General features: G+C 71.4%; 13 protein-coding genes. 6 read left to right on the top strand and 7 right to left on the bottom strand.

The annotated features are described in order from the left end of the window. Positions 1–72 precede the first annotated feature (72 nt). Positions 73–906, top strand: coding sequence for an SAM-dependent methyltransferase (locus KIS93_RS00940; protein ID WP_080037167.1), 834 nt, complete (start codon positions 73–75; stop codon positions 904–906). 7 nt (positions 907–913) lie between these two features. Here KIS93_RS00940 and KIS93_RS00935 read toward each other — a convergent pair whose 3' ends face one another. The 4 genes from KIS93_RS00935 to KIS93_RS00920 are packed head-to-tail and all read right to left on the bottom strand — an operon-like array spanning position 914 to position 7,653. Beyond that, positions 914–2,308, bottom strand: a complete 1,395-nt coding sequence (locus tag KIS93_RS00935) for a GH1 family beta-glucosidase (RefSeq protein ID WP_080037168.1) — start codon at positions 2,306–2,308, stop codon at positions 914–916. Position 2,309: 1 nt separating this feature from the next. Beyond that, positions 2,310–4,589 carry an alpha-xylosidase gene (gene yicI / locus KIS93_RS00930; protein WP_080037169.1) on the bottom strand — a complete coding sequence of 760 codons (2,280 nt, stop codon included), beginning with the start codon at positions 4,587–4,589 and terminating at the stop codon, positions 2,310–2,312. After that, entirely contained in the window at positions 4,586–6,577 is a 1,992-nt protein-coding gene (locus tag KIS93_RS00925) for a beta-galactosidase (RefSeq protein WP_230466018.1), read from the bottom strand. The genes yicI and KIS93_RS00925 overlap by 4 nt, the downstream gene beginning before the upstream one ends. Positions 6,578–6,585: 8 nt before the next feature. Then, the gene (locus tag KIS93_RS00920) at positions 6,586–7,653 is read right to left on the bottom strand and encodes a LacI family DNA-binding transcriptional regulator (RefSeq protein WP_080037171.1); all 1,068 of its coding nucleotides are present in this window, start codon (positions 7,651–7,653) and stop codon (positions 6,586–6,588) included. 458 nt (positions 7,654–8,111) lie between these two features. Here KIS93_RS00920 and KIS93_RS00915 point away from each other — a divergent pair, with 458 nt between their 5' ends. From KIS93_RS00915 to KIS93_RS00895, 5 genes are all read left to right on the top strand, one after another. Further along, on the top strand, positions 8,112–9,149 hold the full coding sequence (locus KIS93_RS00915; protein ID WP_186403512.1) for a glucokinase: 1,038 nt from the start codon (positions 8,112–8,114) through the stop codon (positions 9,147–9,149). Positions 9,150–9,332: 183 nt separating this feature from the next. Continuing rightward, entirely contained in the window at positions 9,333–10,520 is a 1,188-nt protein-coding gene (locus tag KIS93_RS00910; RefSeq protein ID WP_186403511.1) for an ROK family transcriptional regulator, read from the top strand. A gap of 508 nt (positions 10,521–11,028) precedes the next feature. Beyond that, entirely contained in the window at positions 11,029–12,750 is a 1,722-nt protein-coding gene (locus KIS93_RS00905) for an asparagine synthase-related protein (protein WP_080037174.1), read from the top strand. A 3-nt stretch (positions 12,751–12,753) separates the two neighbouring features. After that, positions 12,754–13,464, top strand: coding sequence for a lasso peptide biosynthesis B2 protein (locus tag KIS93_RS00900; RefSeq protein WP_080037175.1), 711 nt, complete (start codon positions 12,754–12,756; stop codon positions 13,462–13,464). 262 nt (positions 13,465–13,726) lie between these two features. Then, positions 13,727–13,876, top strand: a complete 150-nt coding sequence (locus KIS93_RS00895) for a hypothetical protein (RefSeq protein WP_155126597.1) — start codon at positions 13,727–13,729, stop codon at positions 13,874–13,876. A 251-nt stretch (positions 13,877–14,127) separates the two neighbouring features. Here the strand turns inward: KIS93_RS00895 and KIS93_RS00890 are convergent, their stop codons facing one another. The 3 genes from KIS93_RS00890 to KIS93_RS00880 form a co-directional block, all read right to left on the bottom strand. Then, positions 14,128–15,087, bottom strand: a complete 960-nt coding sequence (locus KIS93_RS00890; RefSeq protein WP_080037176.1) for an arabinan endo-1,5-alpha-L-arabinosidase — start codon at positions 15,085–15,087, stop codon at positions 14,128–14,130. 284 nt (positions 15,088–15,371) lie between these two features. Beyond that, positions 15,372–15,911 carry a dihydrofolate reductase family protein gene (locus KIS93_RS00885; RefSeq protein WP_080037177.1) on the bottom strand — a complete coding sequence of 180 codons (540 nt, stop codon included), beginning with the start codon at positions 15,909–15,911 and terminating at the stop codon, positions 15,372–15,374. A 132-nt stretch (positions 15,912–16,043) separates the two neighbouring features. Then, on the bottom strand, positions 16,044–17,948 hold the full coding sequence (locus tag KIS93_RS00880) for an aldehyde ferredoxin oxidoreductase C-terminal domain-containing protein (protein ID WP_186403510.1): 1,905 nt from the start codon (positions 17,946–17,948) through the stop codon (positions 16,044–16,046). Positions 17,949–18,089: the final 141 nt, after the last annotated feature.

Here is an 18,089-nt window from a genome sequence, read left to right as displayed (position 1 = left end):
ATACCCCGCCCGCACCTGGTGCCCAGCCTTAGGATCATCGCGCTGACCCCCTGATCCTTTGAGGAGCCCGGAGTGCCAGGTAGCGAGCAGGAAAGCGCGCCCAGCGGGATCGACACCTCCAAGCCGAGCGTCGCCCGCGTCTACGACTACATGCTCGGCGGCAAGGACAACTACGAGATCGACCGGCACGTGGCGCAGGCCGCGCTGAAGATCGCGCCGGACGCGCCGCAGGCCGCGCAGGCCAACCGGGAGTTCCTGCGGCGCACGGTCCGCCACCTGGCCGCCGAGGCGGGCATCCGGCAGTTCCTGGACATTGGCTCGGGCCTGCCCACGCAGGGCAACGTGCACGAGGTCGCCCAGGCCGTCATCCCCGGCGCGCACGTCGTCTACGTCGACCACGATCCGATCGTGCTCGCCCACGGCCGGGCCCTGCTGGCCGTGGACGAGACCACCACGATCGTCGACGCCGACGCCCGCGAGCCCGAGAAGATCCTCGACGACCCGCGCACCCGCGCCCTCATCGACTTCGGCGAGCCGGTCGGGCTGCTGCTGTTCGGCATCCTGCACCACCTCAAGGACGAGGAGGACCCGGCGGGCATCGCCGCCCGGCTGATCCGCCCGCTGCCCTCGGGCAGCCACGTGGTGATCTCGCACTTCCACAACCCCATGGAGGCCCATCCCGAGGTGTCGGAGCAGGCATTCACGGCGGAGCAACTGTTCAACGAGCACCTCGGCACCGGCCGGTGGCGCACCCGCGAGGAGATCCTCGCCTACTTCGACGGGCTCGAACTGCTGGAGCCCGGCCTGGTGCCGCTCCCGGAATGGCGTCCGGAGACAGGGGACCACCAGGCCATGCCCGGCATCACGTACCACACCTTCGTCGGAGGTGTGGGCCGCAAACCCTAGCCGCCGGTCAGGCCACCGGCAGCTTGCCGGTGGCGACCACCTCGCGGTACCAGTGGGCGCTGTCCTTCCAGGTGCGCTCCATCGTCTCGCGGTCCACCCGGACGATGCCGAACCGCTTGGCGTAGCCGTGCGCCCACTCGAAGTTGTCCATCAGCGACCACACGAAGTACCCGCGCACGTCCGCGCCGCCCGCGATGGCCTCGCTGACGGCCGTCAGGTGGCGGTGCAGGTAGTCGATGCGGTCGGCGTCGTGCACGACGCCGTCCTCGCCGACCGGGTCGGGGAACGCGGCGCCGTTCTCCGTGATCATCAGCGGCAGGTCCGGGTAGTCGCGGTGCAGGCGCAGCAGCAGCTCCGTCAGGCCGGTCTCGTCGATGTTCCAGCCCATCTCCGTGTACGGGCCCGGCTGCTTGACGAACTCGATGTCCTCGCAGGCGATCCACGGCGAGGCGGCGCCGTCCTGGTGCCCGTCGGCCGTCTCCTTCGCCGAGGCGCCGTCCCACTGGCGGACCAGGGTCGGGTTGTAGTAGTTGACGCCGAGCACGTCCAGCGGCTGGCAGGCGGCGGCCTCGTCGCCGTCGCGCACGAACGACCAGTCGGTCACCGACGCGGTGTCGGCGATGAGGTCCTGCGGGTAGGCGGCCTCCAGCATCGGGCCGAGGAAGGCCCGGTTGGCCAGCGCGTCCGCGCGCCGCACCGCGTCCGCGTCGCGCTCGGACACGCCGCGCACGTGGTGCAGGTTGAGCGTGACCGACATCTGCGCGTCCTTGGCGGCGGTCGAGCGCAGCGCCTGCACCGCAAGGCCGTGGCCCAGGTTGAGGTGGTGCAGGGCGGCCAGCGCGGCGGCGGCGTCGGTACGGGCGGGCGCGTGCACGCCGGAGGCGTAGCCCAGGTAGGCCGAGCACCACGGCTCGTTCAGGGTGATCCAGGTGCGGACGCGGTCGCCCAGGGTCTCGCCCATGAGCCGGGCGTACTCGGCGAAACGCAGCGCCGTCTCCCGCGCCGGCCAGCCGCCCGCGTCCTCCAGCTCCTGCGGCAGGTCCCAGTGGTAGAGCGTGGCGACCGGGGCGATGTCCCTGGCCAGCAGCCCGTCCACGAGCCGGTTGTAGAAGTCGACCCCCGGCCGGTTGAGCTCGCCGCGCCCGCCCGGCTGCACGCGCGGCCAGGAGATGGAGAAGCGGTAGGCGCCGACGCCCAGGTCGCGCAGGAGGTCGAGGTCCTGCTCCAGGCGGTGGTAGTGGTCGCAGGCCACGTCTCCGGTGTCGCCGTTGGCGACCAGGCCGGGCGTGTGGGAGAAGGTGTCCCAGATCGACGGGCCGCGGCCGTCCTCGTTCCAGGCCCCTTCGACCTGGTAGGCGGCGGTGGCGGTGCCCCACAGGAAGTTCTCGGGGAAGGCAGGCATGTCACTCCTTGGCACTGAGCGTGATCTCGATGTGGTCGATCTCGGGAGCCGCGGCGGCGTGCGCCGCGGCGTGTCGGAGGTTCCAGGGGGCGGGCGCGCCGCTCAGGCGGCGGGCCCGCAGCCGGTCGCCGTGGCGGGACACCTCGAAGACGGCCGCGGGCGTGCCGTCGAGGGCGGGGACGGTGACGGTACGGCTGTCGCCGTCGGCGAACCGGTAGGCGTCGAGGGTGACGCCGTCGGCGTAGTCGTAGTCGGGCCGGTCGTCGCGGGCACCGGTCGCGATCACCGCGCCCGGCCGCACCAGCAGCGGCAGGCTGTCGAACCCGTGCCGCTCGCGGCGCCACCCGGGCCCGCTCACGGTCGTGCCGTCGAGCAGCCGGGTCCACACGCCCTCGGGCACGTAGTACGAAACCTCCCCGTCCGCGGACAGCACGGGAGCCACCAGCAGATCGGGGCCCAGCAGGTACTGGGCGTCCAGGTGGTCGCAGCCCCGGTCGTGCGGGAACTCCAGGTGCATGGCCCGCATCATCGGCAGCCCCTCGGCCGCGGCCTGCACGGCGGCGCCGTACAGATAGGGCATCAGCCGCGCCTTGAGCCGCGTGAACGCGCGCAGCACGTCCACCGACTCCTCGTCGAACAGCCACGGCACCCGGTACGACCCGCTGCCGTGCAGCCGGCTGTGCGACGACAGCAGCCCGAACGCCACCCACCGCTTGAACACGGCCGGATCGGGGCGCCCCTCGAAGCCGCCGATGTCGTGGCTCCAGAACCCGAACCCGCCCAGCCCCAGCGACAGCCCGCCGCGCAGCGACTCGGCCATGGCCTCGAACGTCGACTCGCAGTCGCCGCCCCAGTGCACCGGCAGCCGCTGCCCGCCCACCGTGGCCGAGCGCGCGAACAGCACCGCCTCGCCCGGCCCGCGCCGCTGCGCCAGCACGTCGTGGACGGTCTGGTTGTAGAGCAGGCTGTAGTAGTTGTGCATCCGCTCGGGGTCGGAGCCGTCGGCGTAGACGACGTCGGTGGGGATGCGCTCGCCGAAGTCGGTCTTGAACGCGTCCACCCCCATGTCGAGCAGCCCCCGCAGCTTGCCCGCGTACCACTCGCGGGCGGCGGGCGAGGTGAAGTCCACCAGCGCGCGCCCGGCCTGCCAGTGGTCATCCTGCCAGACCGTCCCGTCCGGACGGCGCAGCAGGTGCCCGGCCGCGGCCCCCTCCTCGAACAGCTCCGACGCCTGCCCGATGTACGGGTTGATCCACAGGCACACCCGCAGGCCGCGCTCCTTCAGCCGGCGCAGCATGCCCTCCGGGTCGGGGAACACCTCCGGGTCCCACACGAAGTCGCACCAGCGGAAGCGCCGCATCCAGAAGCAGTCGAAGTGGAAGACGCTCAGCGGCAGGTCCCGCTCGGCCATCCCGTCCACGAACGAGGTCACAGTGGCCTCGTCGTAGTCCGTGGTGAACGAGGTGGACAGCCACAGCCCGAACGACCACGCGGGCGGCAGCGCCGGGCGGCCGGTCAGCGCCGTGTAGCGGCGCAGGATGTCGGCCGGGGTCGGCCCGTGGATGATCAGGTACTCCAGGTCGTGGCCCTCGGCGCTGAACTGCACCCGCGACACCGTCTCCGAGCCGACCTCGAACGACACCCGGCCCGGATGGTTCACGAACACCCCGTAGCCCCGGTTGGTGAGGTAGAAGGGGACGTTCTTGTAGGCGATCTCGCTGCTGGTGCCGCCGTCCTCGTTCCAGATGTCGACCGACTGGCCGTTGCGGACGAGGGGGCCGAAGCGCTCGCCGAGCCCGTACACCAGCTCGCCGGCGCTCAGGCGGAGCTGCTCGACCATGAAGTGCCGCTCGTCCGGGTCGCGCATGAGGCCCAGGCTCTTGCCCGCGCTGCGGGTCAGCTCCCGCCCGCCCGCGCTGAACGTCATCTCCCAGGGCGCGTCCCTGCGCACCCGGACCGTGAGGTCGCCGCTGGTCAGCGCCGCCTCCTCGCCGTCCACGGCGATCTTCACGTCGGGCCGGTCGTCCCGTACGCCGAAGGCGGGGGAGGCGGGCACCGACCCGGCGAAGTGCACCGTGCGGACCCGGATCACGTCCGGCATCGGCGAGGACAGGTCCACCCGCAGGACCGGCCCGTCGATGGTGTCGCCGCGGCGGGCGATCTCCCGCGTCGGGGCCAGGACGCGCAGCGTGCCGTCCCGTACGGTGACGTCGAAGGCCGCGGTCGCGTAGCCGGCGCGCACGCCGGGGCGCAGGCGCCAGTAGCCGTCCTTGAACTTCATGCCGCGGGAACCTCCTGGCGCAGCGCGGCGACCGCGCGGGGCGTCAGCGTGACGTGACCCTCGGCGCGCGCGCCGGTCAGCAGGTCGACGCCCGGCTTGGGGATCGGCACGCGGACCGTCGTCGCGCCGTGGTTGAGCAGGAACAGCACCGTGCCGCGGCGCACCGCCTCCACGCCCGCCGGCAGGTCGGGCAGCGGGCCGCGCACGCCCGCGTCGGCCAGCGCCCGCCCGGCCAGGCTCGCCAGCGCGGCCGGCTCCGGCATCGTGCCGACGTACCAGGCGACGCCCGCGCCCGAGCGGTGCCGCAGGATCGCCGGCCGCCCCGCCAGGTCACCCTCGGCGAACTCGGCCACCACCTCGGCGCCGTCGGCCCGCAGCAGCTCGGTCCAGGTGTGCGCCTCGAAGTCCAGGCCGCCGCTCCACCGGCAGCGCACCGGCTGCCCGGCGGGCAGCCACTCCTCGCCGGAGGCGCCCAGCACCTCGCGCAGCGGCACCGGGAACCGCCCGGTCCGCACGTGGGAGTTCTCGTCCACCACGCCGGAGAACGGCCCGACCACCAGCACGCCGCCGCCCTGCACGTACGCGGTCAGCGCGGCCGCGTCCCGGTCGCCGAGCAGGAACAGGTTCGGCACCACGACCAGCGCGTACGCCGACAGGTCGGCGCCCGGCGGCACCACGTCCACGCTCACGCCGCGCTCGAAGAACGGCACGTAGTAGTCCAGGAGCTGGTCGACCGCGTTGAGCCGGTCGCTGGGCCGGCCGCGGTCCTCCAGCGCCCACCAGCTCTCCCAGCCGAACACCATCGCCACCCGCGCCGGCACCGGCTCGCCCGCCACCTCGGCCAGCCCGCGCAGCTCCTGCCCGTGCGCGCGCACCTCGGCGTGCAGCCGCGTGTCCGGGCCCGCGTGCGGCACCATCGCGGCGTGGAAGCGCTCGGCGCCGAACCGGGAGGCCCGCCACTGGAAGTAGCACAGCCCGTCCGCGCCGCGCGCCACCGCCTGCAGCGACTCCAGGCGGAGCTGGCCGGGCGGCTTGGGCAGGTTGTGCGCGCGCCAGTTGACCGCGCTCGTCGCCTGCTCCATCAGCAGCCACGGCCGCCCGCCGGCCAGGCCGCGCATGAGGTCGTGGGTGAGCGCCGTCCGCGCCGGGGTGAGCGGGTTCCCCGGCTCCGGGTAGCAGTCGTTGGAGATCACGTCCTGGTCGGCGGCCCACGACCAGTAGTCCACGCGCTTGAAGAAGCCCATGAAGTTCGTGGTCACCGGGATGTCCGGGGTGTGGGCGCGCAGGATGTCGCGCTGCTCGCGGAAGTGCGCGCGCAGCTCGTCGGAGCAGAAGCGCCACCAGTCGAGCCGCTGGGTGGGGTTGATGATGTACGGGGCGCGGCGCGGCGGCACCACCTCGGCCCAGTCGCCGTACCCCTGGCTCCAGAACGTGGTGCCCCACGCCTCGTTGAGCGTGGCCAGGTCGCCGTAGCGGGCGCGCAGCCAGCCGCGGAACGCCTCCGCTGACACGTCGCAGTGGCAGACCTCGCCGTACTCGTTGCCCACGTGCCACATGGCCAGCGCCGGATGGTCCGCGTACCGCTCGGCCAGCGCCGTCGTGATCGACTGGGAGCGCTCCCGATATGGGCCCGAAGAAGGGCAGAACTGGTTGCGGGAGCCGTACCAGAGCCGGTGCCCGCCCTCGTCCACCGGCAGCGTCTCCGGCCACCGGTGCCCCAGCCAGGGCGGCGGCGACGCCGTCGGGACCGCCAGGTCCACCGCGATGTCGTGCCCGGCCATCAGGTCGAGCACCCGGTCGAGCCAGCCGAAGTCGTGCTTGCCCGGCTCCGGCTCCAGCCGCGCCCAGCTGAACACGCCCACCGTGACCAGGTTGACCCCGGCGGCCCGCATCAGCTCGGCATCCTCCCGCCACACCTGCTCCGGCCACTGCTCCGGGTTGTAGTCCCCGCCGAACAGCAGCCCGCGGCGCTCGGTCAGCGCACGCATCCCCGGCCTCACCATCTTCCCCCTTCACGAGGTGGCGCGGAGCTGTCCCCCACCACCAGCCGGCAGGGCAGCAGCCGCCGCTGCGGCCCGCCCTGTGTCTCGCCTTTTGCTTCGCCCTGTGTTCGGCTCTGTGTCTCGCCCTGCAGCTTGTCGATCAACATGCGGGCGCCGATCCGGCCCAGCTCGGCGCTGGGCGGCTCCAGCGTCGTCAGCCGGGGATGGAACATCCCGGCCACCCGCGCCGACGACAGCACCAGCAGCAGCGTCAGATCCTCCGGGATGCGGCGCCCGAGCCGCGCCACGGCCGCGATCACCCCGGCCGCCGCGTGGTCGTCCATCACGGCCAGCGCCGTCACGTCCGGATGCGCGCCGAGCAGCTCCTCGAACGCCTTCCCGCCCTCCTCGGCCGACCCCGGCCGGTACCCACCGACGTACTGCAGGCCCGCCTCGCGCGCCGCCCGCTCGAACTCCCGCCCGGCGCGCACCGCGGGCCCGTACCCGGCGGCGTGCGCGTCCACGGCCCGGTTGAAGAAGGCCAGCTTGCGATGCCCCAGCCCCGCGACGTGCGCCACCGCCGCCTCGGCGGTGGCGGCGAAGTCGATGTCCACGTGATCGATCCCGCCCGGCTCGCGGGTCCGCCCGATCATCGCGAACGGCACCCCCGCCTCCGCCAGCACCGCCGGCCGCTCGTCGTCCAGCCCCACCTCCATCAGCAGCACCCCGTCCACCAGCCCCAGGCCGGTGATGTGCCGCAACTCCTCGATGGGGTCGGCGCTCTCGGGCGACAGCAGCAGGTGATAGCCCCGCTCCTTGGCCGCCTCGGCCGCCCCGGTCGCGAACTGCATCTCGGTCAGCCCGAAACCGCTGCGCGGAGCGGGGAACAGCAGCGCCAGGATCCGCGTCCGCTTGCTCTGCAACCCCCGGGCCAGCAGATTGGGCCGATACCCCAGCTCGGCTGCGGCCCGCTCGACCCGCCGCCGGGTGGCCGCCGCCACGGGGCGGGTGCCGTTGAGCGCGGCGGACGCGGTACTGACGGCCACCTGGGCACGCTCGGCCACGTCACGCAGAGAGGTCATGAGGCTCCGGGGGCCGTTATGGCGGGTCGAAACGTTTCGCACCACGCTAAAGTCCGGTTTGTGGGGATGTCAATGGGGTGATTACGGGCAGCCGGAACCAGCGTACGGGTGTGGGTCGTGCCCCCGTCCGGCGTCCTGCCCGGACGAGGGGCTTGCGCGCGCCTGGAGAACGTGGAGCGGCTCACGCGGAGGTGGCGATTGTCCGGCATGCACCACTCAAAGAGAGGCGCAATGCGGACAAATCTGCAATGACTTGACAGACCCCACTTTTAGGACGACCCATGTATATAACCCTGGAGGGCATGGATTCCGGAGCAATTATCTCCGAGGTTTCTTGTGTTGGTATGCCACACTCTCTCGAAACTGCCGCGAGATCTCCCGGAAACTGCCACGATGGGACGCGCTCGCATCCCGGCGAGAGTCGGTGACCTTGTCCGATACCCGAACGGAGACCAGCCTTGCCAGGTGATCAGGCCTCTTATCGACCGGCTCGATTAGGTTTCGTCGGGATCGATGCCGGAGGCACCAAAGTGCACGTTCGGTATCAGCTCACACCCGCCCACGCCGCCGAGACGTTCAAGATACGTTCGGCCGATTACGACTCGCTCGACGATCTCATCGAAGACTGCCTGAAAAAGATCGGATACCTTCCCCGCGCTCTGGTCGCGGGGGTCGCAGGGCGGCCACGGCCCAATGGAGACGTCCGGGTCACGAATCAACCGGGCTGGCCCGTATTCCAGCGTGATCGGTTCGCCGCCGTTCGCGGCGTGCGCCTGGAGATCGTCAACGACATGATCGCCACGGTGGCCGGAGTTCGCGAGCTCACGGTGGCGGAATGCCGCTCCCTCACCCCCGGCATCGCCCTCAGTGCCCCCTCGCGACTCGTGGTGGCGGTGGGGACCGGTGTGGGCGTGGGCTACGCGGACGGAGAGGGCCGCCCTCACGGTACGGAGGCCGGTCACATCCCCTGGCAGCCCGTCGGTGCCAGGGAGGGCGACTATCTGTGCTGGTTGCAGGGGCGCCACCCCGGCGTACCTATCTCGGTCGAGCAGTCCGTCGCCGGCCTGCACGGGATCGAGCACCTGTACGACTACCTGTCCACGGTGCGCCCGCCTGCTCGGCGGCTGAGCGAACGCGTCGGCCGGGCACGTGTGGAAGGGCAGGGCATCGGCGCGCTGGTCATGCCCGAGGCGGTGGCGGGCGACCCGTTCTGTACCGAGCTGGTCCGGTTGCTCGGCGTGATCCTTGGGCAGTTCCTGCGCTCCATGGCGCTCGTGACGTTGAGCCAGGGCGGCTCGATCTGGCTGGCCGGCAGCGTGCTGCAGTCGCCGGGGCTGGCCGAGCTCCTGGTCGCCGACGGGTGCCTGCTCGAAGCGTTCCGCGGCGGGGGTGCGCAGCACGCCGACCTCATGGAGCAGATACCGATGTTCCTCATTCTCGATCACGAGATCGCGGTCAAAGGCGCCTTGGCGCTGAGCAAGGCGCTGGCGGCATGAAGCGAGATCAGAAAATGCCCTTGAGTTCCTTTTCTTCCAACCAGTCACCGTGGTGAAGTGTGCCCCAGCCCGTCAGATAAAAATTCCAGGCCGTGCGATATGAAGCGATATTGCCGCTCTCGCGGCAGGACGGATACAATTCGAACCTTCCCCCTCTTGGTCGGGGAGGTCCTGTTGACCCACATGCTCGACCTGCTGTCGCCGCCACCCGCTGCCAGGGATCGCACCCGCCTGGAGATCATCAAGGCGATCATGGCGAAGCCCGACACGCAGCAGCAGCTCAGGCGGCGCACGGGTTATTCGGCGGCCACCATCTCGGGCGTGGTGCGCAAGCTGCACGAGGACGGACTCGTCGAACTCGTAGGCGCCAGCGAGCTCAACAAGGAGGTCAGGCTCCTGCCGCTCGACGGTGTCGCCGTGGGCGTCGAGGTCGGATTCTCGAACATCGCGGTGGTCGCCCGGCGCGCGCACCAGAGCCACAGCGACGCCCGCTGGGGGTCGAGCCAGGTCAGTGCGGCTCCCGGCGAGGCCGCGTGGCTGGACAGCGCGGTCGCGCTGATTCGCGAGGTGGTGGAGGAAGTGGGCCAGGGGCCCGAGGACATCGGGACGGTCGGCATGGGCATCCCCAGGATGATCGATCCCAAGACCCAGCGGTTCGCCCCGCCCGTCCTCGCGCCCTGGCAGGACGGAGAGGACCCGGCCGCGACGCTGGCCGGCCGTCTCACCCGGCGCGCAGGGAAAGAGCGCGCGGGCATGTGGAAGGTGCGTCTGGACAACGACGCCAACCTGGGCGCCTACGCGGCGAGCGTCTACCAGTATCCGCTCAAGGAAACGCTGATCTACATCAAGGCGTCGACCGGCATCGGCGCCGGCATCGTGATCGGCGGTAACGTCTTCCGCGGCGCCAGGGGCTGTGCCGGGGAGATCGGGCACACACCGGTTCAGCAGAACGGGCGATACTGCCTGTGCGGTGGGCGCGGCTGCCTGGAGACGGTGATCGGCGCCGACGCGATGCTCCAGAACGTCAAGACCCACCTCGGCGGCCGGCCGTTCGAGGCGCCCAGGAGCATCCGCGAGCTCATTCGCTCGGCCAAGGACGGGAACCCCATCTGCTCGCGAGTCCTGCGCGAGGCCGCCGAGCAACTCGGCCACAGTCTCGGCGGCCTGTGCAATCTGCTCAATCCTGAAGTGATCGTGCTGGGTGGCGCGTTCGGCCGGGCCGGAGCGATCGCCCGCGAGGCCTGTGAGTCGGGGATCAGGAGGACGGCCATGGCCGCCGTCGTGGACGGTCTGACCGTGGCCAGCAGCGAGATGGAGCACAGCAGCGCGCACGGCGCACTCCTGATGGGCATCGACGGGGAAGGTCTCTAGAGAACCACCCTTCAATTTGAAGTGGCCTTGTCGTGATTTGAAAGTCATATGGTGACGTCAATGTGAGGATCTTTGTCAATTAGCATGACGTCCGTGTGCGTGACATTCACAAAACCGCTTCCAATGACGGCTGCCGGAGGGTTATCATGCCTATACATCCGGGTGGTCGTGTGCAGACGAAGGGGATGAGTTCATTAACGTCTGGAGACCTTATGAATAAGCCGGAATCTGCGCCCACCCATTCTTCCGAGTCGGTCACGGAGCTGTGCGAGGCGGCAGGCCTCGAGGCTTCTGGGCCTTCTTGCTACACGACGCCTCGCGTCATTGATCTGGGGCCTGTGAAGAGGCAGACCAAAGGGAGTTCGTCGAACGGCACGGCCGACGCGAACTCCCAGTACTACTGGGGTTGAAAGTGGAGGGGCCAGGCGATGACGGCCGGCGTCAGGAGCCGGTCGCGGCGCCACCCGGGTTCATCGTCACTCTCACACAGGGGCGAGAACGGGCCAGCGTGCGGTTCTACGGCACCTGGCCGGACGGCGAGCGGGTGTGGGCCGAGCATCCCGAGGCGAGCCTGCTGCTCGTCGGGCACTGCCTGGCCCGCCCGGCCGACCTCCGGGACGGCCTGGCCGCCGCATTGGAACGTGACGAGCCGCGCCTGCTCATGGACTGGCCGGGAGCCTACGCCGGGCTGCTCCTGCGGCACCGCGGGGAGGTCATCGCCTTCACCGACCTGGCGGGCCAGTTCCCGCTCTATTACACCAGCGCCCCCGACGAGCTCGCGATCGCCGCACACCCCGAGGTGCTGACCGGGCCACGACAGCGGGCACTGGACCGCGTCATGGTTGCTGCCAGGATCGCCTGCCCCGCCGTGCTGCCGCTCTGGGAGAACCGCTCGCCGTTCGAGACCGTCGCCCGGATGCCCGGCGGCGCGGTGCTGCGCGGGCGGCCAGGGGAGGTGCGGCTCAGCCCGCCGCTCCTACGGGCCGCCGACCTCGATGAGGTAGACGCACTGCGTGTGGCGCTCACCGAAGCGGTGGCTCTCCGCTGCGCCGACGGCCCGGTCTCCGCCGACTTCAGCGGCGGCCTCGACTCCACCTCACTCGCTTTCCTGGCCGCGCGCCACACGTCTGTCGAGGCGGTCGTCTACCACCACCCGCAGGTGCCGGCCGCCGACCTCGCCGAGGCCGTCAGCTTCTCCCACCACGACGAGCGCATCCACCTGAGCACCGTGCAGGGCAGCCAAGACACCCTTCCCTACGCAGCACTGCCGCAGCAGGCGGGCCGGACGTCGCCTGGGCAGCGAGGTGCCGAGCCCACCAGGGGGAGCCTGGCGGTGAGGCGCGCGATGCTCCGCCTGCGGCACGCGAAGACGGCAGAGACCCGGCTGCACATCACCGGCGAAGGCGGGGACGCGATCTTCGGCGCGGCGCCGTCGTACCTGGGCGAGCTGGCCCGGCACGGGCACCTGCGCCGCCTCGCCCGCCACTGCGCCGGTCAGGCCGCACTGCGCCACACCTCCACGCTGGCCCTGGCCATGCGGGCCGGGCGGCTGGCGCTCACCAGCCCGGTCGCCGCGCTCGCCCGGCTGAGCAGACGGCTGCTGCGGCCCGACCAGAGCGAGCTCACCTGGCCCGACGCCATCGCCTGGTGGCCGGTCGACGGTGCCGTCCTGACCTGGCTGACCCCCCTGATGCGCGCCGAACTGGCCGAAGCCGTGCGTGATCCCGGCCTGGCCGAGTGCTTGGCGCCCGACGGTGGCCCCGCGCAGATGGCCATGCGTACCGAGTTGAGGCTGTCGGCCGAGTCGCAGCGCCATCTCCGCGATCTTGGCGCGCTCGACGGGATCCGCGTGCACGCGCCCTTCCTGGACAACGCCGTGGTCGCAGCCGGCCTCGCCGTGCCCTCCGGCCGCCGCGGGGACCCCTTCACCAGCAAGCCGCTGCTGGCCGCCGCGCTGCGCGGGCTGGTGCCGCAGGCAGTGTTCCGTCGTCGCACGAAAGGCGACTACAGCGCCGAGGAGTACCACGGCGCCCGGGTGGCCGCACGCCACCTGTACGCCCTGCTCGACGACTCCCGCCTGGTGGCCATGGGGATCATCGCCGCCGAACCCGTCCGCGCCTGTCTGGGCCGCCTGCTCGCCGGAGCGCCGGTGCCGCTCGGCGCGATGAGCCAGCTGTTCGCCACGGAGAACTGGCTCCGGTGCCTGGAAAACCCCTTCGATTGGTCGTGACGCATGCTGCAGCTTCGCATCCCGGACCATGTCCACCACCAGACGTACGGGCACGGCGGAGTCGTCCTGCTCAACGTGTCCACCGGGCAGTGGCACGCGCTGAACGACACGGCCGCGCACCTGTGGATCGGCTGGGCCGGCGGCGCCGGGTTCGAGGAGAGCATCGCGCAGGTCGCCGGTCGCTATCCCGCGACCGCGCCCGACATCATCAGGCGCGACGCCAACCTGCTCCTGCGCGACCTGGTCAATCGTGGCCTGATCGAAACCGATCTGTCCGACCTGCGGATGGCGGCCACCATGGCGGGGCCGGAGCCCGGCTGCGCGGCTCGCGTGCCCTGGCGTGAGCGGCTTTTCGCCCTCGGCAGCCTGCTGCTTGCCGTCGTCCTGCTCAAACTGCCCTTCCGCGCGACCGCCGGGCTCCTTACCCGGATGCGCGGCAGGTGGTGCAGGAGCGAGCTGCCCGCCGATCGCGCGGAGACCGCGGCGGCGGCCGTCCGCCATGTGGCCGACTGGTACCCGGGCCGGACCGCCTGCCTGGAGATCTCCCTGGCCACGGTGCTCTCCGCGGCGTTGCGGCGCCGGCGGCTGGACTGGTGCCTCGGCGCGATCACCGACCCCTACCGCTTCCACGCCTGGGTGGAGATCGACAGCCGGCCGGTCGCCGCCGTGCACGAGCCGGCAGATCCCGGCTATCTCCGTGTGCTCACATTGTGAGCCTGAGGCGTGCAAATCGAACGGGTCAGCGCCGTTATCCATGGGCGACGGCCGCCATTTGATAAGTTCCCCGGGAAATTCCGAAACGCTGATGCAGCGAATAGCCGGCGCCCGAAGAATGGTCCATCGTTACGCGAAAGAATCGTTGGATTCCGGGATGCGGAACGGCTAGGCTCGGAAAAGAGAGAGCCCGGCGAGGCCCATCGGCTCCACACCACGGGCCCCGCCGAGCCGCCACCCAACCCCGAAGGGAGGGCAGTCCATGCGGAGATCGGACAGCCGTGTGGAGTTTGAGATCAAGGGGAGGTTGCGAGCACCTGACTGGCGCTGGCTCCTGCTCCTCCTCCTCGCCGTGCTGATCGTCGTCCTCAGGACGGACGGCGACGGCGTGGTGATCCAACTGCTTCCGTGAACGACTATCCCGGGCCGCTCACCGATCCGGTGGGCGGCCTGACCCATGTCGTTCGCGTACACGAGCCTCCAGCCTTCCCCGACTTGTTGCTGCCATCATACCGCAGTCTTTAAAATATGAAAGCCCAGTCGTTCAGTTAATGCGTTCCCGCCGCGCCCGTAACGACAAGGACATGAAAACAAATCCTCGTCGACGTCAGCGCGTACGGGTATCTCAGCATTCCCGCGAACGGCTTTCACGCATGAGGGCACTCAGTACACGTACGGCCAGCCGGCCGAGTCCCAGCCGATGAGGTTGACGCCGAGCTTCGGCGTGCCGCCCGCGTTGCCGTCGTAGTAGTGGTAGACGAGCAGGTCGCCGTCCACGTCCGACATGACGCTCTGCCCGCCGGGGCCGATGATGGCGCCGTGGGTCTCCAGGACCGTCGTGCCGCCGCCGTTCAGCATCGGGGTGCCCGCGCGGTCCGTGTACGGGCCGGTCGGGCTGGTCGAGCGGCCGACCTTGATCTTGTACGTGCTGGACGTGCCGGCGCAGCACCGGTCGTAGGAGGCGAACAGGTAGTAGTAGGTGCCGTGGCGGATGATGTCGGGGGCCTCGACCGCGTAGGGGGCGTCGGGGCGGGTGGCCAGGTGGTAGAGGGTGCGGTCGGAGGAGTGGCGCTTGCCGGTCGCGGGGTCGAGGCGGATCATGCGGATGCCCGTCCAGTACGAGCCGAAGCTCAGCCACCACCGGCCCGAGGCGTCGACCAGGAGGTTGGGGTCGATCGCGTTGTGGTCGTTGCTGGTCGTGGTGGCGTAGACGACGCCCTGGTCGGACCAGGTGCCGGGCTGGCCGGTGGAGCTGGTGGCCAGGCCGATGGCGGAGTTGTTGGAGCCGAAGCTGGAGACGGCGTAGTACATGAGGTATCTGCCGCCCTGCTGGGAGATGTCGGGCGCCCAGGGGTCGTTGGCGGAGGAGTACGTCCGCCACCACGACGGCGGCGTGCGGAAGGCGGAGCCGGCCCGGGTGAAGGTGATGCGGTCGGTGGAGGTGCGGGCCTCCAGGTAGCCGTGGGTCGAGTAGAGCACGTAGTTCGACGAGGTGCGGATCATCGTGGGGTCGTGCACGACGACGTCGCCGGTGACCCGGCCGGGGTTGGGGTAGGCGAGCGCGGCGGCCGTGAGCGCGAGCACGCTCGCGGCGGCGGCGACGATGCGGGGCAGGCGGCGCAAGGGTCCTCCTTGAGGGGGTGGGACGCTGCGCCGGTGCGTCGCAGGCAATGTAGGTGCGGTTTTCGGAGATCGTCAACCCGGTCGTGAAACTTACACGGGGGTGGTGGGGTGAGCTGCGGGGATGTGGCGGGCCGGCGGTCCGGGTCTTGACAGGACTGGTCAGGGTTCGTACGGTCGGGCCGCTTTCGATCGGCGATGTTAACGCTAACAATCGGAGGCTGCGCCGCGTCACCCTTTCCGGCCGGGCCGTTCGGGGCCCGGCCGGTTCCCCGGCCCGAGGAGGTTCAGGACACGACGCGATACCAGATGTTCACGGCGTGCGGCACGTGGCCGGCGCGCAGGCGTTCGAGCCTGACGTTCGTGCCGCCCGGGTGCTCGAACAGGCGCACCCCGTCCCCGAGCAGCACCGGCGCCACGATCGTCAGCACCTCGTCCAGCACGCCGGCCTCCAGGCACTGGCGGGCGACGTCCGCGCCGAGCACGTTGACGTACTTGCCGCCCGCGGCCCGCTTGGCGGCGGCCACGGCGGACGGCAGGTCGCCGGCGAACGTGACGCCCGGGACCGGGTCGCCGGGGACGTGGTGGGTGAGGACGACCTGCGGCCCCTGCCAGGCGCCCTCGAACGCGCCCTCCTTGTCCGTGCCCTTGTTCGGGTCGTCGCCGGCGTAGGTGCGCCTGCCCACCAGCAGCGCGCCGATCTCGCCGACGAGGTCGTCGACCAGCGGGTTCGGGCCGAGGTGGGGGGTCAGCCAGGACATGTCGCCGCCCGGGCGCGCGATGAAGCCGTCCGCCGACATGGTCACCGAGTACAGCAGTTTGCTCATGACCGGTAGACCGCCAGGTGCCCCCGAAGTCATCGGCTCGGGGGAGCGGCGCGGAAGGACGCCTCGCCGTCGCCGGCGCGGTTCTCGTGCGTGGCGGGCACCAATTCGCCCCTGACGCGCGGGGATGCAGGGTCACGCCGTGACGCGCGGGTCCCAGCCGAGCTCGTCGTAGAAGGCGGCGCGCGCCCGCTCGAACGCGGCCCGCTCCAGGACGGCGCCCCGGTGCGGCCCCTCCGTGATCGCCTCCTCGTGCAGGCGCGCCGGCAGCGTCTCGTCGAGGTGCCCGCCGCTCTCGCGCAGCGCGTACGCCCGCATCGCGTCCAGACGCTCCTGACCCACCGCCAGCAGGTCCTCCAGCGTGAACTCCACGCCCAGCACGGCCCTGACCAGCGCCGTCAGGTGGTCGATCGTGAGAGGACGGGTCGGGCTGGAGGCGAACAGGCACACGTTCAGCGCGTCCAGGCCGCTCCACAACCGCAGCAGCCGGGCTGTGCGCCGGCCCCGCTCCTCGTCCAGCTCGCCCGCCGGGGCCGGCAGCGCCCCGACGCGCGCCGCCTCGGGAAAGCAGTAAGCCAGCCCCACGACCGGGTCGAAGTCGAGGTCGTGCTCCAGCGCGTCGTAACGCGGGCCGCCCGGAGCCAGCGCGTAGCCGAGGCCGATGCCCGGCTGCGGGCGCGGGTCGATGCACGGCACCTCCGCGTCCTTCACCGTCATCGCGTACGCCGCCGCGCCCCGCCCGATCCGCCGCGCCGCCCGCGCCGAACCCTCCGCCAGCAGGTCGCCCAGCGCGTCCGACCGCGCGGCCACGTCCTCGATCAGGCCCGGCAGCGCCGCCGCGTCCCCGAACGCCGGGCCACCCGGCAGCAGGCCACGCTCCGCGCACTCCATCGCGAACGCGAGCGTGCCGCCCAGCGACACCACGTCCAGGCCGAGATCGTTGCAGCGGGCGTTGGCGGCCAGGATGGTGTCGAGGTCGTCGATGCCGAGATTCCAGCCCAGCGACACGAACGCCTCCTGCCCGAGCCCGCCCGTCCGCCGCTCCACCCCGGGCGGGGCGTACACCTTGAGGCAGTCGTTCGGGCAGCCGGGGCACGAGCCGGTCGTCGCGACCGCGCGGCCGTCGTAGTCGCCCGCCGACGGCGCCCGCAGGCCGGGCGCCCCCGTCACGGAGAAGTTGCGGACCGAGGCGTAACCCGGGTCGATGGGGTCACCGGCCCACGCCGCGAAACCCGGCAGACCCGCCTGCCAGGCGGCCAGTTTGTTTGTGACCATCGCCTCCCGGTAGTAGGCGGTCAGCGCGGCGATCGCCTCCGGATCGGCCACCGGCGCCGGGTCGCCCAGTCCGGCGCGCGCCGCCGCCGTCTGGCCGGCCGGTTCGCCGAGTGCCGCCAGGTCGGCCACCGCCACCGGGTCGGCCCGTTCGGCGAGCGCCACCCCGGCCGGGGCGGGGCCGGCGCAGACGATCGCCTTGAGGTTCTTGGCGCCGAAGACCGCGCCGAGCCCGTACCGGCCGGCGGCGAACGCGTGATCGGTCACCACGCTCGCGTACCGCACCAGATGCTCCCCGGCCGGCCCGATCGCCGCGACGTGCGCCCCCGCGCCGTGCCGGGCGCGCAACGCGTCGGTCGTCGCGGCCGTGCCCAGCCCGCGCAGGTCCTCCGCGCCGTGCACGCTCACCTCCCCGCCCGCCACCAGCAGGTACGACAACCGCTCCGCCCGCCCCACCACGGCCAGCGCCTCAGCCCCCGCCCCGCGCATCCCCGCCGCGAACGGGCCCAGCGCGTGCGCCTCCCCGGCCACCCCCGTCAGCGGCGACTTCGCCAGGAACACCGCCTTGGCCAGCCCCGGGGCCGCCGTCCCGCCCAGCATCCCGGCCGCGACGTACAGCAGCGTCTCCGGATCGTACGGATCCAGCCCCGCCGCCGTCCGCTCGGCCATCAGCCGCAACCCCAGGATGGAGCCGCCGTAGTGCCCCTTCTCCGCGGACCGGTCTTCCTTCGTCACGTTTCCGCTGGTCAGATCCACGATGAACGGCATGAGACAGCCTCCTAGGGCCAGGAAGGGGACCAGGAGCGGCACACCATCACACATCTCCCCGCACCCGCAACCCTCGCCCCTGGACGGGCGGCTCCCTTCACAACATCATGAGACGGGGGGTTAACGGATCAGTCAGAAGGA

The sequence above is a fragment of the [Actinomadura] parvosata subsp. kistnae genome, assembly GCF_900323885.1.
GTDB lineage: Bacteria > Actinomycetota > Actinomycetes > Streptosporangiales > Streptosporangiaceae > Nonomuraea > Nonomuraea composti.
This window is presented reverse-complemented; position numbering and strand designations above follow the sequence as displayed.

Bases quoted from the DNA above. Each gene is read 5' to 3' on its own strand.
- KIS93_RS00935 (WP_080037168.1), bottom strand. From the start codon at position 2,308: ATGCCTGCCTTCCCCGAGAACTTCCTGTGGGGCACCGCCACCGCCGCC.
- yicI (WP_080037169.1), bottom strand. From the start codon at position 4,589: ATGAAGTTCAAGGACGGCTACTGGCGCCTGCGCCCCGGCGTGCGCGCC.
- KIS93_RS00925 (WP_230466018.1), bottom strand. From the start codon at position 6,577: ATGCGTGCGCTGACCGAGCGCCGCGGGCTGCTGTTCGGCGGGGACTAC.
- KIS93_RS00920 (WP_080037171.1), bottom strand. From the start codon at position 7,653: ATGACCTCTCTGCGTGACGTGGCCGAGCGTGCCCAGGTGGCCGTCAGT.
- KIS93_RS00910 (WP_186403511.1), top strand. From the start codon at position 9,333: ATGCTCGACCTGCTGTCGCCGCCACCCGCTGCCAGGGATCGCACCCGC.
- KIS93_RS00900 (WP_080037175.1), top strand. From the start codon at position 12,754: ATGCTGCAGCTTCGCATCCCGGACCATGTCCACCACCAGACGTACGGG.
- KIS93_RS00895 (WP_155126597.1), top strand. From the start codon at position 13,727: ATGCGGAGATCGGACAGCCGTGTGGAGTTTGAGATCAAGGGGAGGTTG.
- KIS93_RS00885 (WP_080037177.1), bottom strand. From the start codon at position 15,911: ATGAGCAAACTGCTGTACTCGGTGACCATGTCGGCGGACGGCTTCATC.
- KIS93_RS00880 (WP_186403510.1), bottom strand. From the start codon at position 17,948: ATGCCGTTCATCGTGGATCTGACCAGCGGAAACGTGACGAAGGAAGAC.